Source organism: Erysipelatoclostridium sp. DFI.2.3, from assembly GCF_019132535.1.
In the GTDB taxonomy this organism is placed as follows: domain Bacteria; phylum Bacillota_I; class Bacilli_A; order Erysipelotrichales; family Erysipelotrichaceae; genus Clostridium_AQ; species Clostridium_AQ innocuum.
In genome coordinates, this window is record NZ_JAHOOJ010000019.1 from 53167 (window position 1) to 79347 (window position 26181).

At 45.3% G+C, this 26181-nt stretch carries 24 protein-coding genes; all 24 read right to left on the bottom strand.

The genetic code is table 11. The annotated features are described in order from the left end of the window. Window positions 1-181: 181 nt before the first annotated feature. Window positions 182-1720 (bottom strand): cardiolipin synthase, encoded by a 1539-nt coding sequence (cls, locus tag KSZ58_RS16975; RefSeq protein WP_009270944.1) that lies wholly within the window; start codon window positions 1718-1720, stop codon window positions 182-184. A gap of 17 nt (window positions 1721-1737) precedes the next feature. After that, window positions 1738-2691 (bottom strand): hypothetical protein, encoded by a 954-nt coding sequence (locus tag KSZ58_RS16980; RefSeq protein ID WP_009270945.1) that lies wholly within the window; start codon window positions 2689-2691, stop codon window positions 1738-1740. A gap of 287 nt (window positions 2692-2978) precedes the next feature. Then, a complete protein-coding gene (locus KSZ58_RS16985) occupies window positions 2979-7802 on the bottom strand; it encodes a GH32 C-terminal domain-containing protein (RefSeq protein ID WP_009270946.1) in 4824 nt (1607 codons plus the stop codon). A 153-nt stretch (window positions 7803-7955) separates the two neighbouring features. Further along, complete coding sequence (locus KSZ58_RS16990; protein WP_008818800.1) at window positions 7956-8633, bottom strand: response regulator transcription factor; 678 nt, start codon at window positions 8631-8633, stop codon at window positions 7956-7958. Window positions 8634-9136: 503 nt separating this feature from the next. Further along, a complete protein-coding gene (locus KSZ58_RS16995) occupies window positions 9137-9799 on the bottom strand; it encodes a GntR family transcriptional regulator (RefSeq protein ID WP_008818799.1) in 663 nt (220 codons plus the stop codon). Window positions 9800-9820: 21 nt separating this feature from the next. Continuing rightward, window positions 9821-10906, bottom strand: a complete 1086-nt coding sequence (locus KSZ58_RS17000) for a DUF871 domain-containing protein (protein WP_008818798.1) — start codon at window positions 10904-10906, stop codon at window positions 9821-9823. Between the two features lie 34 nt (window positions 10907-10940). Beyond that, the gene (locus KSZ58_RS17005) at window positions 10941-11411 is read right to left on the bottom strand and encodes a DUF3284 domain-containing protein (RefSeq protein WP_008818797.1); all 471 of its coding nucleotides are present in this window, start codon (window positions 11409-11411) and stop codon (window positions 10941-10943) included. A 216-nt stretch (window positions 11412-11627) separates the two neighbouring features. Next, entirely contained in the window at window positions 11628-11849 is a 222-nt protein-coding gene (locus KSZ58_RS17010) for a hypothetical protein (protein WP_217752831.1), read from the bottom strand. 31 nt (window positions 11850-11880) lie between these two features. Then, window positions 11881-12192, bottom strand: a complete 312-nt coding sequence (locus tag KSZ58_RS17015) for a PTS lactose/cellobiose transporter subunit IIA (RefSeq protein ID WP_009587753.1) — start codon at window positions 12190-12192, stop codon at window positions 11881-11883. Between the two features lie 75 nt (window positions 12193-12267). Further along, window positions 12268-13689, bottom strand: a complete 1422-nt coding sequence (locus tag KSZ58_RS17020; RefSeq protein ID WP_008818793.1) for a PTS sugar transporter subunit IIC — start codon at window positions 13687-13689, stop codon at window positions 12268-12270. 92 nt (window positions 13690-13781) lie between these two features. Then, complete coding sequence (locus tag KSZ58_RS17025; RefSeq protein ID WP_008818792.1) at window positions 13782-14084, bottom strand: PTS sugar transporter subunit IIB; 303 nt, start codon at window positions 14082-14084, stop codon at window positions 13782-13784. Between the two features lie 485 nt (window positions 14085-14569). Further along, window positions 14570-15067: an MGMT family protein gene (locus tag KSZ58_RS17030; RefSeq protein ID WP_008818791.1), complete on the bottom strand. Its 498-nt coding sequence runs from the start codon at window positions 15065-15067 to the stop codon at window positions 14570-14572. A gap of 97 nt (window positions 15068-15164) precedes the next feature. Beyond that, entirely contained in the window at window positions 15165-15632 is a 468-nt protein-coding gene (locus tag KSZ58_RS17035; RefSeq protein ID WP_224721061.1) for a cupin domain-containing protein, read from the bottom strand. Window positions 15633-15943: 311 nt separating this feature from the next. After that, window positions 15944-16588, bottom strand: coding sequence for a dihydroxyacetone kinase subunit DhaL (dhaL, locus tag KSZ58_RS17040; RefSeq protein WP_008818789.1), 645 nt, complete (start codon window positions 16586-16588; stop codon window positions 15944-15946). Next, window positions 16588-17598, bottom strand: coding sequence for a dihydroxyacetone kinase subunit DhaK (locus tag KSZ58_RS17045; protein ID WP_008818788.1), 1011 nt, complete (start codon window positions 17596-17598; stop codon window positions 16588-16590). The genes dhaL and KSZ58_RS17045 overlap by 1 nt, the downstream gene beginning before the upstream one ends. Window positions 17599-17611: 13 nt before the next feature. Continuing rightward, window positions 17612-18061 (bottom strand): RpiB/LacA/LacB family sugar-phosphate isomerase, encoded by a 450-nt coding sequence (locus tag KSZ58_RS17050; protein ID WP_008818787.1) that lies wholly within the window; start codon window positions 18059-18061, stop codon window positions 17612-17614. 129 nt (window positions 18062-18190) lie between these two features. Then, on the bottom strand, window positions 18191-19105 hold the full coding sequence (locus tag KSZ58_RS17055) for a cupin domain-containing protein (RefSeq protein WP_008818786.1): 915 nt from the start codon (window positions 19103-19105) through the stop codon (window positions 18191-18193). Between the two features lie 16 nt (window positions 19106-19121). Continuing rightward, window positions 19122-20147, bottom strand: coding sequence for a PTS fructose transporter subunit IIC (locus KSZ58_RS17060; protein ID WP_008818785.1), 1026 nt, complete (start codon window positions 20145-20147; stop codon window positions 19122-19124). 37 nt (window positions 20148-20184) lie between these two features. Beyond that, complete coding sequence (locus tag KSZ58_RS17065) at window positions 20185-20487, bottom strand: PTS fructose transporter subunit IIB (RefSeq protein WP_035303171.1); 303 nt, start codon at window positions 20485-20487, stop codon at window positions 20185-20187. Between the two features lie 35 nt (window positions 20488-20522). Beyond that, window positions 20523-21005, bottom strand: coding sequence for a PTS sugar transporter subunit IIA (locus tag KSZ58_RS17070; protein WP_002607644.1), 483 nt, complete (start codon window positions 21003-21005; stop codon window positions 20523-20525). Window positions 21006-21026: 21 nt separating this feature from the next. Further along, the gene (locus tag KSZ58_RS17075; RefSeq protein ID WP_008818784.1) at window positions 21027-21899 is read right to left on the bottom strand and encodes a class II fructose-bisphosphate aldolase; all 873 of its coding nucleotides are present in this window, start codon (window positions 21897-21899) and stop codon (window positions 21027-21029) included. 32 nt (window positions 21900-21931) lie between these two features. After that, window positions 21932-22792: a sugar phosphate isomerase/epimerase gene (locus KSZ58_RS17080; protein WP_008818783.1), complete on the bottom strand. Its 861-nt coding sequence runs from the start codon at window positions 22790-22792 to the stop codon at window positions 21932-21934. A gap of 15 nt (window positions 22793-22807) precedes the next feature. After that, a complete protein-coding gene (locus KSZ58_RS17085; protein WP_008818782.1) occupies window positions 22808-24766 on the bottom strand; it encodes a transcription antiterminator in 1959 nt (652 codons plus the stop codon). Window positions 24767-25565: 799 nt separating this feature from the next. Beyond that, window positions 25566-25979, bottom strand: coding sequence for a hypothetical protein (locus KSZ58_RS17090; RefSeq protein WP_008818781.1), 414 nt, complete (start codon window positions 25977-25979; stop codon window positions 25566-25568). Window positions 25980-26181 lie beyond the last annotated feature (202 nt).

The window sequence follows — 26181 nt, forward strand, 5'->3', positions numbered from 1 at the left end:
CGCTCACCGTTTTCTTTATGAATTTACTGATACCGATATGTGACAAAGCTTCTTTGATAATGATTTCAAATGGATAAAGTGGTCAAAGGCAGAGCCGTACATGCACATCCTGTATATTTATCGCTTAGTTAGGAACTCATTTCCTTCTACAGAAAGAAAAAGACCCTTAGGTCTTTTCTCTTTACATCATCGGTGAGAACAGATTTAAAATTGCCCGCATGATACGAATCGGAAGCCGGATCTGCCGGCATTCCTCCAGTGTTACCTGATGACTTTTTGAAAGTGTTTCAAGATAATCCCTTTTCACATCCATAACCACCTTGCTGCGATAGAACCATACACCGCATTCATAATGCAGGTAATAGGAACGATAGTCCATGTTCACCGTACCGACGATTGCCATTTTATCATCTACAACAAAGCTTTTTCCATGAACAAAGCCCGGTGTGTATTCATATATTTTTACACCACCCTCAATCAGATCCTTATAATTGGAGCGTGTTACTGCGAATACATACCATTTATCCGGAATATGCGGTACAAGAATACGAACATCAATTCCATTTTTCGCCGCCAGCAGCAGTGCTGTTTTCATCTCATTATCGATAACAAGATACGGAGTAGTCGCATATACATACCGGTTGGCACTGTTAATCATATTGATATGTGTATATTCTCCGACATTTTCCTCATCTGTCGGGGAATCGCTGTACGGCTGCACATAGCCGTCATTGTGAATATTCTCAAACACCTTGAAATCGGGCTTATAGGAAAATACATCATCCTTTTCCTTTTCATCATAATTCCAGAACTGCAGAAACATCAGCGTCAGATTCCATACAGCTTCTCCCCGAATCATGACACTGCAGTCCTTCCAGTGACCAAAGCGCTCTTTCTGATTGATATACTCATCTGCAAGATTGATTCCCCCGGTCATTCCCACCTTTCCGTCAATGACAAGGATTTTTCGATGATCCCGGTTATTCATCTGCATGGCAAGCCGCGGCTTGATCGGATTGAACACCTTTGCCTGAATACCAAGCCTTCTCAGTGTCAGATAGTAGTCCTGCGGAAGCGTTGTAATACAGCCCGCATCATCGTACATGACACGTACCTCCACACCCTGTTTCACCTTATCGATCAGAATGTCCAGAATGGTATCCCACATCACACCGGGGGCGATTATGAAGTATTCCATAAAAATGAAGCTTTCAGCCTTTTTCAGCTCCTCCACCATTGCCTTGAACTTCTCCTCACCTACCGGAAAGTAGGTTGTTTCCGTATGATTGTAGATGGGAAAGATTGCATTCTTCCATAAATAGTTGGCCTGCTTGTGTGCAAGCGGATCCTCTGCCTCCAGAGCCTCCATGATTTCTGTATTCTGCCAGGAAATTTCCTGATAGTTTTCCAGTGCCTCGCTGTCTCGCTTGCGCAGCTCCTTGGGAACCTTCTGTCCGCCAAACAGCAGATAGATCAGTCCTCCGAAGACAGGTACAGCCATGATCAGCAGCACCCAGGTCAGCTTATAGGTCGGATTGTCATTTTTATTGATGATGTAAATGCTCATGCAGAAGCTTAGGGCGATCAGAATAAAATAAATCGCCACAAAGTATTCGCTGAGCTTGAAGACGATACCGAAAAATACGAACAGCTGAATCAGAATCAGTATCGATACAATCAAAATTTTATTATGTAAAAGGGATAGTAGTTTACGAATCATGCAGCTCCCTCCTTCTTTTATTTCTGGTTATGCAGATATTCTTTCACCATGGTGATATTGCCGTCCAGTGTCTCCAACTCAATATCACGATCCTTGCCGGTACCGGTTCCAATGACACAGAGGCTTCCCGCATCATCCAGTTCACCGCAGGAAATGACAACAGCTTTTTTGAAATACGCCATGGCATTCTGTGTACGCATTTCCTCATTCAGCTTGATGACGTCGATGGATTTCTTTTTCGGATGATATTTGGCTATTTCATTTGCCAGCTTACGGTTCTGCGGATTGAAGCCGATCTGTACGACACTGCCCTTTGCGATGCAGTCCAGACAGATGAGCGTCGGATTCTTCCCCGCATTTGCCAGATCCTTTGCGGCTGCCTCTGCACCGATAAAACGCATCTTGTTCTTATCGGTAAACAGAAAGCCCACCTTTTTGCGCTCATCCCTGTTCAGTCCCTTTGCGATTTCAACAGCTGCGGCTATTGTCGCAGAATTCCGGTTATAATTATGGGCATTGTGAAAGCCGTGCATCATCCAGTACATCAGCATGACAGTCAGCAGGAATAACCCAAAGGATATCAGTGACGCCAGTCCCGTTGAAGTAATCAGCGGCTGCAACCCATACAGACCTCCGAAAATCAGCGCAAAGAACAGGAAGATCGGAACATAGGTTGCCACCATGGTCTTGTTTGCCGTCTTGGTGCCGTCAAAAGGAAAATACAGCACCTTTTTCCAAAACTTTCTTTCCGGTGTGTCATAAGGAACAACAATGACCGTCTTCATCTGCTTCATATTTCCATATAAATAATTATGCGCATGTGACAGCAGCTTTTTTCCTTCAATCATCGTGGGTTCATAACCAAGTGCGTGAAAATCCTGATGCAATGCTTCGATAAAACGCTTCTTCTGTCTTCGACTGAAACGTGTACCATATGTTTTTGTATATTTCTCCAATACTGTTTTATCCATATAAGCGCCTCCTGAAACTAATATTTTTATTATACTAGAAATAAGAGAAAAATTACAGTGAATCAGGGATATCCAACGAAAAAGAGGACACTTTTTCTCTGTATCCCCTTTCATTTCTGCTATTACAGAGGCGACTGCAATCTTTCGTGTATTCGGTTATTGCTTACCTGCCCACTGCAATTGCCTTACTCTAAATGACAGAGATGCAGCATGGAATTACTTGCTGTAACTAAGTATGCAGAAAAGCTCACATCATGGTGTGAGCTCTCTGTATATAATTATCTATCTTAGTTTTCAGATTTGCCTTGCTTCCTTCTTCGACGAAGAACAACAGCAGCACCTCCGGCGAGCAGCGTCAGCATACCGGCTGCGCCAGTTGATGTCGTATCTCCGGTATCCGGATGCTCAGCATCAGGCTTTGACGGCTCCTTCTGTCCATCCCCCTGTGGCTTCTCATCATCCCCAGCGGATACCGGCTGCAACTTACGATAGCTTTGCTGCAAGGCCTCATATGCTTTGGCTATAGCTGCTTCATCCGCTGACTCATTCGCCAGCACAGCCTCTGCCTGCCTGAGCGCCTTAACAAATGCCTCCCAGGAGGCTGCCGTATAGCTGTCCTTTTTAACAGTCTTCAGAATAGACACCAGGTTTTGCAGCTGATCTCTATTTGCTGTACCCTGTACGATTTCAAGTGCCAGAACCGCCTGCTTCAGATTCTTCAGTGCCGTATCCACCTCACTTTGTAAAGCTTTCTCATTTGCCAGCACCTTTTCTGCTGCGGCAATGGCTTTTTCAAGCGCGGCATAGCTGTTTGCAGTATAGCCTTCCGCTTTGATTTTCTTCGCAGATGCCACAAGCTCCTTCAAATCCCTCTTGTCAGCTGTTATCACTGCTTTTTCCAGCCCCTGCATCGCCTTTTCCAAAGCAGCAGCACAGCTGTTCACATCATCCTGCGTGGAAGTTTCATCTGCATACGCTGCAGCTGCACGATACCATGCCGCTTCAAACGCCTTCCAGCTATCCTTTGTATAGTCTTTCTCCACATAGGTTTTGGCCTGATCCAGAAGCTTCTGCAGTTCTTTTTTATCTGCCCTTACCGTGACCTTCACCTCTATGGTGTGCCCGGCTGCTTTTCCACGTAAGGTGTACACACCGGCTTTGTTTACATTCACATCCTCCAGATTCCATGTGATCGTCTCCAGCAATTCAACATCGTTATCGAGCTTGACACGAATCTGTTTCGGCAGCTGATCCTGTAATGTCTTATCACCAAATGCAATCGTTAGCGCCGGAATCTTCTCCATCAGGCTTACAACAGATGCACCCGGGTATTGTACATTTACGTTATTAAAGACCGTTGTTGAACGGAATGTCTGTACGCCGAGATAGCCATCCTGCATATCCACATTGCTTCGTTCCAAAATCTTTTCACCATCCAGCCAGTACTCCGATTTACCGGCACCGTCATACACAACCTTCAAATGCGCCTGTGTTGCTGCTTTGGATTTCTTTGCGGGAATCACTTTTGTCACATTCCAGATTTCACCGTTCTGGTTTTTAAACAGCTTGGCAATGGAACTGCCGTCATCCTTTCGCTCTATGTTTGCACAAAACCAGTCAGCTGACGGATTGTTTCTATCGCTGACACCGAATACGATACCTGCAGCCGTACCTTCCAGAATATGCATATCTGCTTCGTAAATAAACGGTTTGTCTTTGTAGATCCGGGCATCATGAATCAAAAAGCTGTCACCGCCGGTATTGGAGCCAATCACCCCATCTGCAGTTTTCGCCCAGATTCCTCCATCCAGATTCCAATCCGGAATATTGGAAGCAAAGCTGGATGTGAATAGTTTGATTTCCACTTCCCTTTCCAGACCCTGTGCACTGGCTTTGATTTTATAGGTTCCCTCCTTACTGCCGGAAACAACGATACTTCCCTTTTCTTCTTTCACCAGCTGTAATCCCGGATCAAGTGTCCAAACGACATCACCGCTTTCCATATTCGGATACATGTTGGTATCAACACGGAATTCCGTATGAACCTGTGCTTCCCGCGGTGCTGACAGATATAGCTGCGGTGCTTCCGATTCAGAGCCTGACTTGCCGGTATACATGGACTTCATATCATAAATCTTCAGCTGATCAATCGTAACATCTCCATCATCACAGAAGAATTCCATACCGATATTGCTGTTTTCCTGATACATAGCGGTAGAAATATTGGCCTCTCCATCGTTTCCAAACGCTTCCACAGCACCCTGATCGATGATGATACGCAGCTTAACCTTATTCCCATCCAGCGGTTTCAGGGTATAGGAGAAATTACCACTGTTTACATGATAGCCTGCATTTCTGCCATCCACATACATGTTTTGTGTTTCCCTGTTATATTTGAAAATCAGTTCCTTTCCATTTCCCTTGCGCAGCTTAAATCCGAATTCCTTTGCGGTTCCCAGCGTGAATTCCCCTTCCAGATCATAGCGGATGCCGGATACGCCTCGCAGAATATTGGCATCGGATGAGGAAACCTTTTTATTTTCTGTCTGATACAGTATATGCTTTGTATCTCTCAGCTTATCCACTTCCTCCACGACATTTGATGTAACGATATAGTTGCCGTCTGCGTCCTGCTTCAATCCGTACTCCTGTGGAAGAGACTGCAGTCCCTTATAGGTTTTGCCATCAAATTCTATGAAGTCCTGCAGCCAGCTGATTCCAATCTGACGGTTTTTTCCGGTACCGTCCCGATAGAATGTCATTGTTGCATATTTTCCAAAACCGCCCCATGGATTGGCATTGGAATCAATATCTATTTTATCTGATTCCGCAGTCCATTTATAAATTCCGTTTTCATCCGGTTTCATACTTCCCACCACATAGAATCCGGCACTTCCGTTATAAATCCATTTTGTTTCTCCTGTTCCGTTTACCTTTGCCGGAATCAATCCAGGACACTCCGAAAGAATCTGTTCTCCATTTTTGTATTTCAGCGGCTGCGACTTTTCCCAGTGAATCAGGTCATCGCTAACGTGAATCTGTGCTGCTCCCCCGGCTGTCACCATATACCATTTATCCTTGGCGTCCCCATCAATTTTAAACACCTTCGGATCACGGAAATCATTTCCGGAGAGCGTGTTTCCTTCATTTGGTATTACCGGATTCCCTGCATATTTCTGCCAGGTAACTCCATGGTCTTTACTGGATGCGATTCCCTGCGACTGTTTTCCTGTCTTTTCATCATGATATGTATAGATAGATACCAGCTTGGATTCTCCCGGCTTGTTGTTGAATAAGCCGGATGTGTTTTCACTATCCTCTACAGCGGAACCGGAGAAAATCAGACCGTGTTCATCAATCTGCAGACCCAGCGGCTGCTGTTCCCAGTGAACGAGATCCCTGGAACGGACATGTGCCTGCGACTGCTTGTAGAAGTTGTTGTTTGGCGAATACTGATAGAATAAATGCCAGTAGCCGTCGGTGGAATCATACACCATGCCGTTGGGATCATTCATAAAATTGATCTGCGGTGTCACATGGAACTGCGCGCGGTACGGCTGCTGTGCCAGCTCTTCTGTTGACAGCCATTTATTTACAGCAAAATTGATATTCTCAGAAAATCCGTCCTTTTCAATGGTAACTCCCATGTTCAGGAAATTCATATCAAAGTCCTCTGCTGTCAAGGTAAAGGTATCCGTAACCTTTTGCTTTTCCTTTGTCACCTTGTTGTTACGATCCTTCAGCGTAATGTAAACATCCCCGCTGGATTCCGGCTTTATCACGACACGATCCACTCCTGCCGGGATATCCATACCGTAGTTTTTCACATTCGGATCAAACGTTGGCGTAATCGTCACACCATTCGTTAATATTTTGAAATCACTCAGCTTCGCCTCTTCAACAGCAGGAAGCTCACTTGCGGCCTTGTGATTCAGATTCTGATATTCGATATTTCCATCCCATGTCAGCAGTCCGAGATAGGATTCCCCCTTATGACGGCTGTCCTTTTCACGCATGATTCCCTTTCCGTTGGCATAAACGTAGATGTCTTCACCAACGACGATTACCTTGATATCATAGGAGCCGTCTGCATTTGGCTCCACATCGCTCAAAGGAACCTCGGCAATACTGCCGCCTGTCGGAAATTCAAACAGCTTGAAAATATTATGTGTGTAATCCGCATTGATCACATAACATCCTGCCTGTGGATTATCGGGATTCTGTACACGGAACATCAGTGCCCCGGCACCCTTTTTATCCAGATTGTTGATGTTGGCGGAATACTCGAAGTTTTCTATTTTCGTATCGGAGATTGCAAAGTTATCACCGCTTCCCTGTGAGTGCATACCTTTTTCTGTGATTTTCCAGCTTCCCTGCAAACCTCGCAGATTTTCCAGTGTTGTATGGAATAAGCTATCATCCGCCCTCACGGTTCGATCTGTAAACTGAATATTGGATAGCTCTGCCTCTGTCTGAAAGGTTAACACTCCGATATATCCGCCGGCCCAATCATCCATATTTCCGCTCATCACATTTTCACTGCCGCCTTCACTGGTCACCTTGTAGGTAAAGTCCCCGTTTGCCTTTATATCCAAATCCAGATGTACCGTTTTTGTAGAATCATAGTCATTTAATACCTGCATGGGCTGATAATTATGATCCCCGGGCACTCGGAACATGCGCATTTTGTTTTCTCCCTCATGCCTGATGACATTTGCGGCTCTCCATGCCTTGCTGGGATCATTTCGATCTCCCACACCGACCAGCAGTGCAGCGCATTGCGCATCACCGCTTTTGATTGTCAAATCTGCACTATAGTGAAAATCATCCGCAATTACCTTACTATCTTCACTCATTGCAAAATTGTCACCACCGGTATTATCCAGCATCACCTTGCCGCCCTCACTGCGAACATGATCCCCCTTGAAATTTGTCAATGAGACAGGCGCTGTTTCTTTTGTATCCTGCTCCTGATTCTTTGTTGAAGGTACCTGCTCCTCCTGCGGATCACCCGGAGCAGTTTCAGCCATTACATGAAAAGGTACTACATTGGTTACTGCCATGGAGCATGACAGTAAGGCTGTCAGCATTCTTGTCGTTTTTCTCGTCATACGATCTCTCCTTTTTTCATCCTTCAGACATCTTTTTGATGTTCTGTTTAAAGTATATCGAAAGAGAAAATGCCAACCCAGTGTATTTTGTAATCACTTACATTGACATTCGTTAAACTCTTTGTAGCTAATTCCTGCGTGGATCCTCCCATATCAGCAGGCATGCCGCAGTTTTGCCCCGCTTTGAAGATACCATATCGCCAGCTGCGTACGATCTCTGAGCTGCAGCTTCTCCAGAATGATACTTAGATAATTTCGTATCGTTCCCTCTGTAAAAATCATCTTTTCAGCGATTTCACGATTGGACATCCCCTTTGCTATGGCATTGATGATATCCCACTCCCGTGCACTCAGCTTCCTTACACACTGATTCACGCGCTTATGGTCCTGGTTCTCCATCTTCAGCCCTTTTTCAGTATGCATCATATGAATCATTTTTGCACCGACATACGGATTCAGAACACTGCCGCCCTCCATTGTGGTTTCGATGGCATATTTCAGCTCACCGAGTGAAACCCCTTTGAGGATATAACCGTTGGCACCATAGGCAAGTGCCTTCATTACATATTCATCATCAACAAAGGTTGTTAAAATCAGAACACGGACATTCGGATATTTCTCTTTCACGATACGTGTGCATTCCACACCGTCCATAACCGGCATACGAATATCCATCAGGATCATATCAACACGCTTTATCTCCAGATGCTGCAATACCTCTTCCCCATTTCCTACAACAGTAGTCACTGCAAACCCCTCGATAGAGTCCAGAATGATTTTCAGGCTCTCGCGAATTAACTGCTGATCCTCAGCTATCATAATCTTTGTCATGCTCTTTCCCTCTCGCTATCTCAAATAGTATACATTTATGTATAGCTTGTTTTTTAGGCAATATGGTCGTATAATGCACAAAAAAACAGCAAAAGCTGCTGTTTTGTACGTATTTCATAAAGTATAAGTAAATGAATACCTACGCCCAAACCGGTGATCCACTCCGGGTTATGAGCTACTGATTTTTCAATCATTCCACTGACAGCCATCACCGTTATAGGTAACACATCGGATACTTCCCTTTGTATATCCGATTGCTATCGCATACTCTCCTATGCTGTTTCGATCCAATACCTCCTTCCTTACTCATCAGGCATTACGGCGTATTATGTTTTATCACTTCCTATTTTAATGCGCTTAAAAGTAGACGTCAATTAACATTTGTAATCGGTTACAGAAGACAGCTTTATTTGCAGATGCTGCGGCATACTCCCATCACATATTCCATATACGAATCCGTGTATAAAAACACCCGGCTGGGCTACCGGGTGCGTCTCATCATATTATAAGGTAATTTCTATCACATTTTCGAAAGGGTTATTATAAGCACGGACATAAACGAGCGGTTTCCCGCTCATACTACTGATTACTGACTCCACACGGATGATGGGAGTGTTCATCTTGATTTTCAGCAGATTCGCAAACTGAACCGGAACCAGCATGGGTATGAACTTTTGCGTAACACGTCCGTTTTTTACATAATCGTTCATATCCAGCAGATTTTTCAGATTTTTCATATCTGCATCGGATATCTGGTTTCGAATAAAGAAGATCTCCTCAACGCTGGTCGGCTTGGAATTGACGGTATTCAGCCGAACAACGCTCAACACCTGATCATCCTGATCGATTTCCAGTATCGGTGCAATGTCTGCGGCATCCTTTACATTAAAATACATGACGATGAACTCACTGATTTCTTCCTGCAGCATTTCCGCAGCTGTATTCTTCTTCAGCAGCTTGCGGTCTGCGACAAAGGTTCCCTTGTTTTTATCGCGGTAGAGGAAACCCTCATCAACAAGCTCATCGATTGCTTTACGCACAGTCATACGGCTCGCATCGAAGCGAACCGCCATGTCACGTTCTGAATCAATAGGTGAATTGGCAGCCTTATCTTCAATTTCCTGCATAATTAGGTCTTTGATTTTCCGATAGATAGGAGTTGCCATAGTTTCACCTCTTTCCTGATACTAGCGCATGAAGCCGAAGGATTTCCATGGTTTGATATAATCCAGCAGCATGTTCTCATCCTCCGGTATATGACCGATGACATTTTTTCTTCCATCATTCGGCATATCCTTCAACACAATATGCAATTCTCCTTTATAACGGGAATATTCATCATTTACAATGACAACATCACCACGTTTTAAATCTCTTGTATTCTTTGGCGGAACGCTTTCCTTAGCGTAGGTAACACGCGGCATGGTGCTTCTCGCCATATACTCGCTCATATCTCCACGAACAAAATGCGGGTGCTCGTAAAGGATCTTTTCTTCTGTCGGGTGAAGATCCGCTTCAAAATCAATCTTGAAGGTAAGCTTACCGGGATCAATTTTTGAAAGCGTAGAGAGCTCTTCCTCACTCGCATAAGCATTTGCGATGATGACATCATCCACCAGTCTTGTGGCAAACAAATGTCTTGCCTGCACATCGATTGGCAGGTCACGGTGTATTTCCAAAGTACACAGACCCTCATTCACCGGCCATGGGCCATAGGTTCCCTCTTCCTGAGAGGATACGAAGGCAGCGACTTTAATATTCAAATCCTTAATGTCCTGACTGCATTTTTCAAAATGCTCATAGCTGATTCCGCTGTAGCGCTGCGGATAAAAGTTATGACAGGTGATGATATTATCCAGCTTTGGATAATGGCTCATAATATTGTCCAGATATTTCGTACCCAGACTTGCGTTGATTTCGATTTTCAAATTTTGTGGATTATAGGTCATCAAAGCTTCCTTCAATGAATCAAATCCTTCATCCAGACGAATACCGTCAGCATGCATCTCTGCGAAAAATGACAGATCATCATAAGAAACATGCAGCTTCTCAAATACAAACGGCGCAACATCCAGGATGACTTCCATTCCATAGGAATGTGCGTGGTCGATCAATTCTCTGAATTCCGCAAGGATTTCCTCGCGTTCCTTTTCTACACTCAGCAGGCAGGTAAAGATTCGTTTGAATCCGTATTTTGCGGCAAGTGTCACATATGCTTTATCTTTATCCAGAGTTGAATGCTCTGGATAAAGAGAAATTCCTAATCTAGCCATGATTAGCTCCTCCTTTGACAAGCAGCCAATACTATTACGATTCGGTTGCTTCTGACTTCTCTTTTGCTTCGTTCTGAATGTAGCTTTCCATGTTACGCAGCAGCTTTACTGCCTTCTTTTTCGCCCCGCGGTTATAGAAGAAGGACATAATTTTAAAATTCACGCTCTTCGCACCGCTGGCTCCGGAAAAATCTTCCATATACGTTACACCGATATGATCTTCATCCAGCTGTTCAATTTCATAGGAAATTGTATTGATACCCTGACTGCTTTCGAATTTCGCCTTGTAAATCCGCGGAGCTTCAAAATCCGTAATCGTGACCTTGACCTTTCCTTCACGCTTCATCTTGTTTTTCATATCCTTCGTGTAGGAAAACCCTTTGTGAATCTGCTTCGGTCGAATATTCTTACCCGTTGATGCTGTGATATCGTATGCAATTGACTCTGCGATTTTATCGAAAAAAACATCCGCATTCACATACAATTTTTCTTCTACTTTGATCATGTGCTTCTCCTTTTATTTCTTTTTAACGTTCTTTTTGTCCTTGTATACCATAAAGGCTCCCAGACATAAAACAGTGACACCACAAATACAATACAATATTTTTTGTGAAAAGTCATTATAAGTTTGAGAATACATCATGATGATGCAGCCGATTGTTACAGCAAATAAGCCCCAGCGTGTCATAAATATCACCTTTTTCCTATGTTGTTCGCTTTTTTATTTTATAGTTACCTGAAAGTACATTACGCTACCGATTGGTGTAGCCTTGATGGTTTTCTTGGCGATTGCACATGCCTTGTCAAGATCCTCTGTGTTTACGTGAAATGCAAGCTTGATTCCCGTTTTTCCCTCATATTTGAAGCTGACGCCTTCCTCCGTTGTCTTCTCCAGCAGATCAATAATAAATTCCTGATTTAATCCGCAACTGATGTATATCATTCTGTTCACCTCTTGTTTCCCTTATTTTTAATTACTTTTTGATTTCCTTATATAAATCCATGAATTCCTGAGACAGGATTTTAAATGCCTCCGCACTCATCAGCTGATCCTCAGCATGTGTCAGCAGCAGCGTCATCTGTGTGGCTTCCCCGCCGGCTTCCTGCTGAATCAGCTTTGCATGGGAATGGTGTCCCTCGGTGAAGGATTCATCCCCCTGCTTGATAAGCTCCTGTGCCTGCTCGAAATTTCCGGCTTTCGCTTCCTGAATGGCTTCGATGTAAAGTGAACGTGCCATTCCCACGCTAGAGATAATTTCAAAACAGATCAGTTCTAAACCTTCCATATTGTCCTCCTTATAGTAAGCAAGGGAAGAGTAAATATCCTCTTCCCTTTCTATTTACTTTTGTTGCTATAGTTTTTATTCTTCTACGTTGTTCATTCTGTTTGCAACGATAACAAACGGAATCCAGCAGAGCACTGCTACAACCAGGTTGATTGCGGCGATAACTCCGGCCATCAGACTACCACCTGTTGCCAGGATTGCATAGATTACTGGTGGAACTACCCAAGGTACTGTGATGAATACCGGTGGGATCAGTCCGGAAGCTGTTGCAAGATAAGCGATTGTTGCCAGAATAACCGGTGTAATCAGCCAAGGAATAAAGTAGATAGGGTTTAATACGATTGGCAGACCGAAGATAACCGGTTCGTTGATGTTGAAGCAGCCCATTGGCAGACTCAGTTTTGCTACTGCTCTTGCATCGTCTCTCTTGGAGAAGATCATGATGGCAATCAGCAGTGCAATGGTACATCCGGAGCCACCCATCCATACAAAGGCATCGAAGGAACCACGTGTCCATACGAACATTTGGTCAACAACATCATTCAGTGATTTTCCTGCAGCCATAGCAGTATTGTAGATGTTTGTATTGTCGTTCAGCAATGGAATATATCCACCGTCCAGAATTGGAGCCAGTACGTTTGGTCCGTGCAGACCGAAGAACCAGAATACCTGTACAGCAAATACAAGAATGATGATAGCGCCAAGACCCTGTGACAGGTTCTGGAATGGAATCTGCAGATACTGGTTGATCAGCTCAGGCAGACCGTTTCCTAAGAATTCTGTACATAAGAACTGAATGATACCTGCAGTGTAGATAGCGATGGTACCCGGAATAATTGCAGCGAATGCTTTGGATACTGCTGGTGGTACCTGCTCAGGCAGCTTGATGGTAACTTTCTTAATCATCAGTTTCGCATAAATGATAACAGAAATTAGACCGATAATCAATGCAGAGAACAGACCACCGGAGTTTGTCCAAGCATATGGCAGGAAGCCCCAGCCGGTAGCATTATACAGTAATATAGCATCTTTCGTGTCATTCAACGCAACATCCAGTCCTGCACTCTTTAATGTGTTCAGTGCATCAACTGCAACATCAGGAAGCTGATAGTTGAAGGTAGCGCTCTGTGCTAAGATCGTAACGAAGGAAGCCAGTGCAACAAGACCTCCAGCAAGCGGGTTCACATCATAGGCCTTAGCCAGATGGTAACCGAAGGAAAATGCAAATGCAATGGCCAGCATTGCCAGTGTTCCCCACCATACATTTCCGTTGATTCCAATCAGCCACTGGAATGTTTCTGCAATATGCCAGTCCGGCAGATAATTGTTTGGCAGATCACGGAAGAATACGTTTAATAATGTAGCGACAGCACCTGCCATGGTAATTGGCATGATACCGATGAATCCATCACGAATCGCTACCAGATGTTTCTGAGAACCGATTTTCGCCGCAATCGGCACAAAATGTTTCTCCATCCACGCTGTGAATTTTTCCATTTTTCTTTCTCCTCCTAAAAATGAATTATTTTACACTGTCCGGTAAAAGGAGCCACCTGTTACCGATAGTGACAATGCCATTGTGAGGGATTTTACATCCCAAGAAGCTTTAACGCCTGTTCCAGAACCTTCGCTCCGTTCATGGTGCCGTATGCCTGCATGTCGATGACTGCAACCGGTTTTCCTCCTGCAATCGCCTTCATTTTGGATTCCAGGAAACGAACCTGAGGTCCCAGAAGCATAACGTCCATTTTTTCTACATTGTTGACAGCATCCGCATCACCGACAGCCCATATTTCTGCTTCGATTTTTTTCTCTGCCGCTGCTTCCTGCATTTTCTTAACCATCATACTGGTTGACATTCCTGCAGAGCATACAAGTAAGATATTTGTCATGAGTTTTACCCCTTTCTAGTGGTCTATACCACTTGGTACACTCATATGATACAACACCCCTTTAAATAATGCAAGCGTTTTCTTTCTAAATTTCTAATTTTTTCTGTTCAAACGCCGCAGACAATCTCTGAAAAAAGCAAATAACCCTTTATTTATCACATTATTTCCACTTTTTATTTTTTAACACAATTTGTGATTGCTGTTGCAGTCTTGTGATATTTTTTTATGAAACCGCTTATTCTTATGGTTTATACCATGGTCCAAGTGGTCTAATCCACATGGTTTTAAGCTTATACCATATAGTACAAGGATGAAGATGTGGAAGCAGCGGACAAGCATAGCTGAAACGCACTTGTTTACAGCGCTTTTTCCCTGCACAGAGCAAAAAAAAGACAGCAGATCCAATACATGCCTTACCTGCTGTCCGTGAAAATCATCCTCTTGTCCATCCCTGCTGCTGTTAGCGCATATCCTTCCTATAAGTATCAGGAAGCCTGCTCGCCTTGTGTGAAATCAAAGAGAGCATTTTCATAATCCTTTACAAAATAACGGATATTTTTTCTTCCCCTGCAAATTACCGTATGGCCCTCCGCCTCCAGTTTTTCCTTCTGCGCACTCACACCTCCGGGATATTTGGCATTCAGCTCTCCGTTAGCCTTCAGCGTTCTCCAGTAGGGGGTTGGATCATCCCTTCGCTGAACACTTGCCCATGCCGCAATGGAAACGAAAATACCGGCAGTGATCGGCTCCGTAAAATCCGCATGACTCACTCGTGCGAAATAATCACGAAGCTCCCCGACCGTGGTTACCCTGCCAAAGGGAATTCTCCGCATAAGCGTGTCATAGTCGATAGGCGGTGCAAAATACATACGACTGCCTCCGTACTTTTTAATGCTTTCGGTATCTGTAATGATTTTCATCTTTGGCATATCCTTGCTGTCATGCAGCATAGCATTGAAATCCTTTTTGTCCTCATTTGCCATGGTTGCCACCTCCTGCACTAAGCATAATACGTTTTCTTTCTGCATGCAATGAGACGGTTTCACAAATTCAATAAATGACACTCCATGATTCATCCGTTTACAATGTGTCCCCTGCTTCATCCGCATTGGGTTCTGTTGTCCATTCATTGTTAAAATCAGAACCGCTTATGATTCTTCGCTGCCCGTTCGACTTCAAAAGATACATATCTTCATCAGGATAATAACAGGTATCCTCCTGCTCTACCGTCCCTATGTCAAGTAGTATCAAATCGGTATCGCCAAAATTGTATATGGAATGCGCAATATTCTGTCCGGAGGGCTTTGCGAAAAAATCACCCTTTGTAACAGGATAGCTTTTATCATTCAGCCGCACAGTCCCATTTCCGGATAGAACAAGAAAGAACTCCTCCTGCTGGGAATGGCTGTGATACTTTGTGCTGAAGCTTTCCGGCGGAATTCGATCAATGTTCACATACAGCCGTTCGCTGCCTGCGGCTGCACCAATTGCTTTTGTAATGAGTCCATGCGTGTCCTGCGATATAAATTCCTCTGCTATTTGATCCATATGCTGTATCATTATTTTCCATTCTCCTTTATCTTACCGCCTATTCAGAAAGCGCTGTTTGCCGTCATTCTCCGTAACGGCAGAATCGCAGGCATGACATATGCCATCAGAACGAATGCAGAGCTGCTAAATCAGTCATTTTCCTTCCTATCCATGTATACAGACAGCCTTTGCTATGGCGATGTTCCACAGTCATATGATAACATCCCTGTCTTCTTCATGCAAATCCGATAATCCGTTTGCGCTGCTTTCATTGCTATGCAAAGAAAAAGATACAGACCTCACATAACTATTCTGCATCTTTCCCGCTGCTATTCCTCTAGGATATCCGCGCACATCTGATGCGCCATCGTCGTTAGAATGATACAGCAGCTCGTCGCTCCCGCATCCAGATAGCCGCGGCTTCGCTCTCCCAGTCTTGCTGCTCTTCCAATCTTTGCCACAAGCTCCTTTGTGTGTTCCCTGCCTGCCTCGGCTCCCTGCTGCAGCGCACACAGGCATGCCGCATAGCTTCTGCCTTCCTGCATCGCCTGCTCATATGCCCTTATCGCCGGTGCAAGGGTGTCAATCAGTGTTTTATCGCCTTCCTTTGCCCCTGCCAGCTCCTGCAAGCCCTGTAAGGCATCCTGCAGTGCTTTTAGGAATACCTCCTTTGTGAGCTTCGCTTCCTGTTTGCACGCTCTTGCAATTCTTGAAAACATCGTTCCGTAGATCGGACCCATGCTTCCTCCGATATCCATCACCAGCGTCCGCGAGATCGTCTTCATGCTCTCGGAAAAGCTCATATCCGCACGAAGCCGCTCCTTCGCCATCAGAAACCCCTTGTTCATATTGACTCCGTGATCCCCGTCTCCGATTGCACCGTCGATCTCACTCAGATATGCTGCATTCTCGTGGATCGCTTCACATATCGCTTCCGCTATCTTCACATTCTTCTCATTTCGGATATATTCCATCACGGTCTCCTCGCCTGTGTCAGTCCCACACATGCACAATCCATATCCAGACATTCTTTCAATTCTTCATCCAGCTTCATCATCGTCAGCGTTACACCATTCATCTCCAGTGACGTGAAATAGTTCCCCACATACGAACGGTATACCCGTATACCTGCCTGCTGTAACAGCTCCTCCACCTCATGATAGAAGATATACTGCTCCATGACAGGCGTTGCCCCCAGACCGCTCACCAGTACCGCTACCTCATCCCCGCTTTTAAACGGTACATCGCGGATGACCATATCCACCATCTCCTGTGCCATCTGCTTCGCGGACCCCAGCGGTTTTACACATACGCCCGGCTCTCCGTGATGTCCGATTCCAAACTCCATCGTTCCCGGCTCGATCTGGAAGTTCGGCTTTCCGTTTGCCGGTATTGTACACGGTCCCAGTCCGACACCCACGCTTCTTGTATTCTCGATTGCCTTTTGTGCGGCAGAGATGACCGCATCCAGATCAGCTCCCTGTGCCGCTTTCGCTCCGCCGACCTTCCATAGAAAGATTTCCCCCGCCACACCTCTTCGCTTGGTGATGTCTTCCTTTGGCGCACTTGCCACATCGTCATTCGCCACTACGGTCCTTACCTCGATGTCATCATCCTCTGCAAGCTCCATCGCCATCTTCACATTCATATTATCTCCGGCATAATTGCCATACAGCACTGCGACTCCCATGCCCTGATCCACCGCACGGATACTGTCATAGAAGCTCTTGGCTGTCGGTGAGGAAAAGATTTCCCCCACAGCGACCGCATCTGCCATATGTTCTCCGCAGTAGCCGATGAAGGCCGGTTTATGTCCGCTCCCTCCTCCGGTTACGATACCCACCTTTTTCTGTTTATTGAAGGAATTGCTGATGACGACTCTGGGATTTTCTTCATCCACATGGATGATATCCCGATGACATTTCGCAAATCCCTTCAGCATATCCTCTACGACCATGTTGGGATCATTGATGATTCTCTGCATTCCCTGCACCTCCTTATCTTCTGTATTCCTGTTCGATTTCCATGATACGTGCCACCTTTTCAGCACTGGCACCGCCGGCAAAGCTGCATTCCAGCCAGCGTTCCACCAGCAGCCTTGCATATTGCGCTGCTATGACTCTTGCTCCCATGCACAGCACCTGACAGTCATTGGATTTGATGCTGCGCTCCACAGAGAACAGATCATGTCCGACCGCCGCACGGATACCCGGAATCTTATTGGCAGTGATCGCCATACCGATACCGGTCCCGCACAGCAGGATACCGCGTTCACAGCTTCCATCCGTGATACATGCGCACAGCTTTTGCGCAATGTCCGGATACAGGGACGGCGCTTCATGATAGACCCCGATATCCTTCACCTCATGCCCCAGCTGTATGATAGTTTCCTTCATTGCTTCCTTCAGGCGGTATGCCGCCTCATCACATCCGATTACCAGCTTCATAAGTGCTCCTTTCCTCCCTGCGAGTTGCCCGCAAGTAACATCCGTTTGTCTCAATATATCCTATCCTTTGCTCCTCTGCCGGATAGGAAGAAAAGCCGCAAGCGATTCACTCACGGCCTTCCCTGCCAGCTACAGCTTCGTGATTGCGAAAACCGTTTTTACCGGATGATTTTCAAAGTTCACCAGCTGATACTTCACTCCTGACGGGATAAAGAAGGTATCCTCCGGCTCCAGTACGAAGCTTTCCTCCAGATCGACCAGATTGACTGTTACCGGGCCCTCTACACAATACAGTGCCGCATCCCCTTCATGGGTATCCGGATCGGAGCATCTTGGTCCATAGCCGCCTGCCGGCAGTATGAATTCCCCAAAGTGACCGTAATCATTGCTGGTGATAAAGCGCATCAGCATCGGATGCTTGGTTCCATGCACATTGTTCAGCTTTTCAAAATCCCGGACCGCATAGACCGCACCGGTTTCTCTTGCTTCCCTGGGATCTACCGGCCATGCACCGATATCATCCGTACAGCCCTGACGGGAGATATCCTGAATCTTTCCACGCATATCCGGAAGTGTATCGTTGTTTGGTCCCTTATAGAACTTCGTTTCCTCATCGCTTGGGATCACAGCAGGCGGAATTGACTCACTCCATGCCTTCGGTGTGATGAAATACAGGATCCTTGCCTTCTGATCGGAGAAATTGTGACAGCAGTGCCATGCACCCTCCGGCATGAACAGCCCTTCTCCAGTTTCCAGATAAGCAAACTGTCCGTTTCCGCTTCGCTGTACGACCGGACCGTTCAGGATGTAATAGGATTCATCACCGGGATGGATATCCAGCGGTGCGAAGACACCGCCCGGACCCAGCTCATAGATACCGAGCATGAAGGTATCCGTCGTAACCATCGTAAAGGTGTTGTCAGAGGTAAATGCGTTGTTGGGTGGATACAGCGCTGTGGAATACTCGCTCTTGCGAATCAGCGTCGGTTTCTTATCCTCTGCTTTAAAGGGGAAATTCCCCATGATATCAAATAGTTTTGCCATAGTCCTGTGTCCTTTCCTATTCTTCAGCTTCTACTGCAGGCTTCCGCAGCAGGATCAGTAAAGCTGCACTGACTGCGCCGGCAATCAGAAGTGCTACAATAAACAGAAGTGCGTTATTCAATGCGAACAGTACAAACAAGCCGCCATGCGGTGCACGCATGGTCAATCCGAATACATAGGATAATGCACAGCCTACTGCGGAGCCTGCCATCAGAGAAGGAATTACCGTCAGTGGATTTGCGGCCGCAAACGGAATGGCGAATTCGGTGATCATACCGAATGCTCCGGCAAACAGACCGGGTACCGCTGCACGTTCCTCCTTTGTAAATTTGTTTTTTGCGACCAGTGCCGCAACCGCGATTGCCAGCGGAGGTGCCATACTGCCGATAAAGTTCGCTGCCATCGGCATGTAGTTTCCGGCATCCATAGCAGCAAGCGCGAAGGCATAGGCAACCTTATTGCAGGGACCACCCATATCAAAGGCAAGCATACAGCCCTGGATGATACCCAGCAGGACAAGATTTCCGGTTCCCAGAGAGTTCAGCATATCGGTTAAAGCCGTTGTTAATGCGGATAGCGGTGTACCAATAACGTATACCATGATCAAACCGATTGCCCCTACCCCGATGATTGGAATAATCAGTGTTGGCAGCAGTGATTTCAATGCCATCGGCAGATTGATTTTCTTTAACAGATTCACAAGGTAACCGGCAATGATACCTGCAATCAGGGCACCAAGGAAGCCGGACCCCTGCATATCCGCAAGTGCACCGCCGACCATACCGACAGCAATACCGGGCTTATCCGCAATGGAATAGGCGACATAGGCACCCAGAACCGGCACCATTAAGGCAAATGCCTTTTTTCCTAACCAGAAGATGGTTGAAGCGAAGTTCCCATATTCTTCCACGGAATTGGGAATGTCATAACCGCCAATGGCGAAGCCCAGAGCAATCAGTATTCCTCCGGCGATAACGAATGGCAGCATATAGCTAACACCTGTCAACAGTGCCCCTTTTATTTCACTAAGTTTTTCTTTCATGACTTTTTTCGTCCTCCTAAATAACATACTGTATGAATTATTTCAGTGTTTCGAAAATGATATCCGGCTTCTGAATCACCTGATGCGGTGTATGTCTGACAATCTTATCCTTATAAGCGTCAAAGCGTTCTGCCTTACTGATTCCCACGTCATTGGCAAAAACGATCAGGTCTGCCGTCTTGATATCCTTTTCCGAGAGCTTGTTTTCAATCCCTAAAGCTCCCTGCATCTCCACCTTGCACGCATACCCCTTCTTTTTGCATTCCTTTTTAATAGCCTCTGCGGCCATATACGTATGAGCGATGCCGGTTGCACAGGATGTAATTGCAACAATTTTCATAAAATTCACCTTCCTTTCCGTTCCCATTGTGTTCCTTACGCACAATTCGATTGCAGGGTATTGATAGCCTGAATGATTTCTTCATAGCTTTGTGCATGCTCCAGTACTTCGATAAATTCTTCATGCGTCAACAGCCCGGCCAGTGTGGCAAGCACCCGCAGGTACTGATCTGAGCTTTGATTAGCGGCAATCGCCAGCATGAAGACATAGCGTACATCGCCCTCCTCATCATGGGAGCAATAGCGGAATGTCTGCTTGCAGCGGCAGAAGCCTATCCCCGGTTTTACTACAGCATCGCATTTGCCATGCGGCAGTGCAATCATGTTTCCCATATAGGTGGAACCCAGGGTTTCCCTTTCCTCCAGCGCTTTGATATATTGCTTTGCATCTGTCACGATACCGGCTGCCTCGAATTTTGCGGCCAGTGTTTCAAACATGGTTTCCTTATCCGTAAACGGCTCGACATCCAGCAGAACGGTATCCCTGATCAAAACCTTCGATAAATTTACTTCGTTCATAACGATTCCTCACCCCCGGTGCTACTTTCCGTTTTTGAATACAGTCAGTACTCCCTTTGCATATTCTTTCATAAAGCGGTAGCTTTCCTCTTCCACCTCATGCCAGAAGGCTTTTCCATCCCGTTCGTTCAGGTATTCCTGGATATGCCTGCTTGCGGCTGTTGCCATGTAGCTGTAATAGTTGACCTTGGAACAACCTGCTGTGATCGCTGCACGTACCTGCTCTTCGTCTACTCCGCTGCCTCCATGCATGACCACGCGCGTTTCCTTCGGCATTGCAGCACGGATTGCCTTCACTCTCTCGATATCCAGTAGCGGCGGTTCCGCATAGATGCCATGCGCTGTTCCAAAGCACACCGCCAGTGCATCCACACCGGTTTCTCTCGCAAATTCCGCTGCCTGCTGTGGGTCGGTGAAGGTCTTTTTGATGCTTTCATGTGTCCAGCCAATGCTTCCTCCATGAGAGTCTTCTTCCGTGCTAGTCATAATACCCAATTCAGCTTCCACTGTGATGTTTAAATCATGAGCAATTTTCGTAAATTCCTTCAGCTTTGCCATGTTTTCTTCAAACGGCAGCGCACTCAGATCATACATGATGCTGGAAAAGCCACAGCGGATCGCACGCATGACGAAGCTGTAATCACTGCCATGATCCAGATGCACACATACCGGCACCTTTGCCTGCTTTGCATACTCCACCATCTTTGGACCAATGCTTTCCATGGGAATCAGTGGATCATGTACCTGCGCATGGTCGATAATGATCGGCACATTCAGCTCCTCAGCCGCATCCACAACCGCACGCAGTGTTTCCATATTCGGTGTGTTGATACAGCCGATGGCATACCCCTTTTCTTCTGCTTCCTTCAAGATTTCTTTCATGTTCACTAACATTTTCTATATATCCTCCTTAATATGTCTGCTGTTTATACGCCCAGCCCGGCGGCAATACGCTTTAAATTGGCTAATCCCTGTACAGCCAGCTCTTCTCCGGTATCCGCAAATTTACGCCATATGGCACAGTTCGCATTCAGTTCTTCAAAGCTTGGATCAAAGGATTCAATGACACAGGGTCCCTCATATCCGATGTCATGTAATGCTGTGAAGAATTCCTCCCACGGTACCAGTCCCGTTCCCGGGATACCGCGGTTGTTTTCACATACATGCACATAGCCCAGATACGCTTTTCCACACACTTCGGCCGCTTCCCTATAGCTGGTCTCCTCGCGGATCATGTGGAAGCAGTCCAGATGCACTGCCATGTTTCCGGTGCCAACCGCCTTGCAATAGCGTACGCCCTCCTTTGCAGTATTGATGAAGTGGGTTTCAAAGCGATTCACCGGCTCCACGCATATTCGCAGCTGCGGATGTGTTTCCTTCGCATACCGGGCAGCTTCACGCATCGCTTCCACAGAATGGTTCCATTCCTCATCCGTCTTCGGTTTCCCGCTCAGACAGCCCCAGCCGGCATAATTCACACCGCCGAGGATGGTACTGCCTAATTCTTTGTTGATATCCACCAGTCTTTTGAGAGCCTCCACTCCGTTTTTACGGATTGCCTCATCCGGAGAAATCAAATTCGTCTTTGCGTCCAGAGTCGTTGTTGTGACAACCTCCAGCTTCGTCTTTGCCATCTCTGCCTTTACCAAAGCAGTAGGAAAGGTTTCCGGATGGGCAATGGCGATATCGATGGTAGAAAAGCCCAGCTCCTCCGCCTTGGTGATGACCCACAAATCCTTCTCTGAAAACACTTCACTCCAGATAAAGGTATCTACTCCAAATCTCATCGTATCCCTCACTTTCTATGCGGTGATTCCACTCTGCTGCAGAATCTCCCAGATTTCCATTTCATCCCTTGCATTCTTCAAGGCCTTGATATTTGATCGATCATCAATGAATGCATAGAATTGCTGGAAAAAGTTATATACTTCGGACTGCGTATTGAAATCAATGGCCATTAAAAATACAATCTCAATACGATCCTCGTATGTCCAGTTCATCGGACGCTTTAAACGCATGACAACAATGCCGCTTTTTTTCACATATGTCTTATAGCCATGCGGTACTGCAATACTGTTTCCAATAGAAGTCGGTGTTGTCTTCTCCCGCTCCCATATCTTCTTCTCAAAACCTTTTTTCACATATCCTTTTTCATAGAGCAGCTGACAGCCTCTGGATATGACATCCTCCTTGCGCTTGGCATTCACATCACACAGAATCAGCTTCGGATCAAACAGCTGGAAGGCTTCATCCCGATCCGCTACTTCCACATTCTGCTTCTCTGTAATTGCCCGGCTTATCTTTTCAAGATCGTCATCGCTGATTTCGCGACTGACAAGCAGGACATTTTTCTTCAGCTCCAGCGGTACGGTCGTAATAATCAATTCAAATTTAGTAATGGAGCTTTCCTTTATATCCTCATAATGCAGAATCTTGCTGATGGCCAGATTTTCCACATTGCGCATTATTTTATTCGCCTGATACTTGGATGTATGGAAATCGGCTGCCGAGATAAACACGGCATTGACCGGATGATCCGATTCATCGATTGCATTGTTGATCAGCATGACGATATAGGCGATATCATCATCCGTGAAGCTGATTTTCAGGCAGGATTCCACTTCCTCGATCGTTGTCAGCGTAATACCGTACAGGCTGGGAAAACGATGCTTGATATCCTGACGGAAATCGTACCGTTTGGATATGGCGAAGGTCTCCTGCGCCTTCTTTTTCTGGATAAAGAGACTCACATCATGGACAAGTCCCTCACTGATCACAAAGCGCTTGTTGGCGACGATTGCTTTGAGATGCTCCAGAAACTCCCTGGTAATCGCATCAAAGTATTCCATATTGATTTCATCATCCAGTCCATGGTTGCTGAAGACGATGAACTGAGCCGCCATGCATCGGATTTCCAGTCCCAGATAGGCCTGCAGACCGTGAATTGCCGTATCAAACAGATTCTTAGCGGCGGTGTATTGATCGTTATTGACATTCAGCTTGTTCATGATATTCTTTTCCACAATAACATTGCCCTTGCGAACTCTGCGCAGCGTCACGGCAACATATTCCATAAGCTGCCAGTAGTCGGTATCCGTGAATGTCATTTCCAGATCATCCTCCACATCCTTTAACAGCTCCTGCAGATACAGGATATCGAAGTAGTCATACATTTCCAGAAAGTAGTTATAGAATTTTTCTGAAATGCGGTAATCCATTCCCTCCGGCACCTGTTCACTGCCATAGATTTCATTCATGAACTCCTTATTATTCTCCAGAATCGCCTGTCGGATATTAAACTCTCCACCCGCCACACCGATTCCCATATTGCGCTTCTTCACAATTTTTAAATCAAATTTTAACAGCCACTGCTCCAGCACCTCCAAATCCTTTGTAATAACGTTGCGTGCCACGTTCAGTTCCTCGGCAAACAGCTGGATCGTATAGCTGGAATTGTATTCAAACAAGACATCCAGTATATATTTTTTACGGTAATTATAGGATGAGGAATGATCACTGTTCTCCTGTAGCAGCTGTAAAACAGCTTTTCGCTGATGATCATCCGCAGATAACCAGACACCCTTACCGGGGATGGAATTCAATAGGACACCTGCCTTCTGCAGTGTCTTCTTTACATAATCCAGATTGTGCTTGATGCTGCTTCTCGAAACACCGATTTCATTCGCAATCACGGACGTGGTGATCGGTTCTTTTTGTTCCAGCAGCAGTCGTATGGTTTTTTCTGTCATCCGGTCAATCACGAACGATTCCTCCCTTCGTTGTATGCGGTTTCTTTTGCACCTTTATCTTACCGTAAACGATTCAGAATTGCTATGCTTCATAAATTCGCTTTGTGCACCATCTTGGTGCAAATTGAAAGCGTTATCAGCATTTGCACCATACTTGGTTCTTTTTGAAAAATATGCAAAAAACACTTGTTTTCCCGGGATTATTCAATTTCATAAAAAAAACAGCTGTTGGATAACAGCTGCAGCTTTACTAATGTCGACTTAACTGAAGCAGAAAAACGGACAAGCTTGAAATGAAAACCTATAGATAAGGCATTCCCTGTTGCCATTTCGTAGGTTTTCACTTTCGCAAAGGTTTTATGAAATGTCGTTTTACTTACTATCGATAAATTTAACCAGAAAAATCTTATTGCATAGGACGAAGACTTTGTTATGTAGGATGCACAAAGACAATGATAGTATCCTTACGTATTTGGCTTTATCAATTCCTTAACCGCTTTGGGAAGCATTCCATACAAACGCTTGCCTGTGTGGTTTTCTTAATAAAAGAATGCTCTTGTAATGATGGTGTTTTCCGCTTTTTCTGGATAAAATCATTTTTTCAGATGTACTTTTTTCTTATATACATCGCCGCTATGACGGTGCCTGCCCTCTGTTATGGAAAGGGAATCAAACAGCTAAAGGAGTTGAAGCTATTATCCCGTCAGACAGTGCTCATGCTAAATTCAAAAGGATCAATGTATCGAAAGAAACGATGTACCTGATCCCTTTTGCTTATGCTGATAAACCGCAGCTTCATGACTTCTTTGCGTTATTGTGTAAGCTTTTGTGTGATATACTGCTGTGTTTCTTCATCTGCGAATTTTATTAAATATTCATAGTTGTGTGCGGAAATGTAATCTGTGATTCCGGCTGTATCCATTGTCTTTTTCAAAAGATGGGAATACAGTGTCTGGTCATCATGTAACAGAGAGCTGATTTCCATAAAATAATAGTCCTTGTATTCCAGCGAAATCATATCAAATATCTCTTCTATCGAACTGCAGGCCTCCAGTTGTTGCTTTAAAGCCTCTCTGCGATAATCCTCCACTGTCTTTCCTTCCTCTATCACGATATCTTGAAATGGAAATACCAGCTGCCGGTAGTCCTCCCGCTTTTTTCTGGCTTTTCCATATGTCAACAGATACTTCCATAGATATTCCTTATGTTTCTGTAAATCAAGCATGTTCTCACCTCGTTCTGTTATTATACAATATTTTATCGATATCAGGCAACGGTAAGAGCTGTCATTTTGATACATCGCTGAAGTGAAAAGTTAAATTCCACTTTCAAAGTAGCTAAGTAGAAAAGACTCTTACACAACAATCTAGTTGAATTTACACTTACAATTGCATTTAGTCTTTCATATATCCTTTTTTATATCTATG

What these genes read in the sequence shown, in the direction of transcription:
- KSZ58_RS17055 (WP_008818786.1), bottom strand. Translation starts at nt 19,105, where the DNA reads ATGGCAAAACTATTTGATATCATGGGGAATTTCCCCTTTAAAGCAGAG.
- KSZ58_RS16990 (WP_008818800.1), bottom strand. Translation starts at nt 8,633, where the DNA reads ATGACAAAGATTATGATAGCTGAGGATCAGCAGTTAATTCGCGAGAGC.
- KSZ58_RS17090 (WP_008818781.1), bottom strand. Translation starts at nt 25,979, where the DNA reads ATGCTTGATTTACAGAAACATAAGGAATATCTATGGAAGTATCTGTTG.
- KSZ58_RS17080 (WP_008818783.1), bottom strand. Translation starts at nt 22,792, where the DNA reads ATGAGATTTGGAGTAGATACCTTTATCTGGAGTGAAGTGTTTTCAGAG.
- KSZ58_RS17000 (WP_008818798.1), bottom strand. Translation starts at nt 10,906, where the DNA reads ATGGCTAGATTAGGAATTTCTCTTTATCCAGAGCATTCAACTCTGGAT.
- KSZ58_RS16995 (WP_008818799.1), bottom strand. Translation starts at nt 9,799, where the DNA reads ATGGCAACTCCTATCTATCGGAAAATCAAAGACCTAATTATGCAGGAA.
- KSZ58_RS17060 (WP_008818785.1), bottom strand. Translation starts at nt 20,147, where the DNA reads ATGAAAGAAAAACTTAGTGAAATAAAAGGGGCACTGTTGACAGGTGTT.
- KSZ58_RS16980 (WP_009270945.1), bottom strand. Translation starts at nt 2,691, where the DNA reads ATGGATAAAACAGTATTGGAGAAATATACAAAAACATATGGTACACGT.
- KSZ58_RS17050 (WP_008818787.1), bottom strand. Translation starts at nt 18,061, where the DNA reads ATGAAGCTGGTAATCGGATGTGATGAGGCGGCATACCGCCTGAAGGAA.
- cls (WP_009270944.1), bottom strand. Translation starts at nt 1,720, where the DNA reads ATGATTCGTAAACTACTATCCCTTTTACATAATAAAATTTTGATTGTA.
- dhaL (WP_008818789.1), bottom strand. Translation starts at nt 16,588, where the DNA reads ATGGAATATATCCGAAATGAGAAGAATGTGAAGATAGCGGAAGCGATA.
- KSZ58_RS17065 (WP_035303171.1), bottom strand. Translation starts at nt 20,487, where the DNA reads ATGAAAATTGTTGCAATTACATCCTGTGCAACCGGCATCGCTCATACG.
- KSZ58_RS16985 (WP_009270946.1), bottom strand. Translation starts at nt 7,802, where the DNA reads ATGACGAGAAAAACGACAAGAATGCTGACAGCCTTACTGTCATGCTCC.
- KSZ58_RS17070 (WP_002607644.1), bottom strand. Translation starts at nt 21,005, where the DNA reads ATGAACGAAGTAAATTTATCGAAGGTTTTGATCAGGGATACCGTTCTG.
- KSZ58_RS17075 (WP_008818784.1), bottom strand. Translation starts at nt 21,899, where the DNA reads ATGTTAGTGAACATGAAAGAAATCTTGAAGGAAGCAGAAGAAAAGGGG.
- KSZ58_RS17045 (WP_008818788.1), bottom strand. Translation starts at nt 17,598, where the DNA reads ATGCAGAGAATCATCAATGATCCCAACATGGTCGTAGAGGATATGCTG.
- KSZ58_RS17015 (WP_009587753.1), bottom strand. Translation starts at nt 12,192, where the DNA reads ATGGAAGGTTTAGAACTGATCTGTTTTGAAATTATCTCTAGCGTGGGA.
- KSZ58_RS17020 (WP_008818793.1), bottom strand. Translation starts at nt 13,689, where the DNA reads ATGGAAAAATTCACAGCGTGGATGGAGAAACATTTTGTGCCGATTGCG.
- KSZ58_RS17025 (WP_008818792.1), bottom strand. Translation starts at nt 14,084, where the DNA reads ATGACAAATATCTTACTTGTATGCTCTGCAGGAATGTCAACCAGTATG.
- KSZ58_RS17030 (WP_008818791.1), bottom strand. Translation starts at nt 15,067, where the DNA reads ATGGCAAATGAGGACAAAAAGGATTTCAATGCTATGCTGCATGACAGC.
- KSZ58_RS17010 (WP_217752831.1), bottom strand. Translation starts at nt 11,849, where the DNA reads ATGATATACATCAGTTGCGGATTAAATCAGGAATTTATTATTGATCTG.
- KSZ58_RS17035 (WP_224721061.1), bottom strand. Translation starts at nt 15,632, where the DNA reads ATGGATCAAATAGCAGAGGAATTTATATCGCAGGACACGCATGGACTC.
- KSZ58_RS17005 (WP_008818797.1), bottom strand. Translation starts at nt 11,411, where the DNA reads ATGATCAAAGTAGAAGAAAAATTGTATGTGAATGCGGATGTTTTTTTC.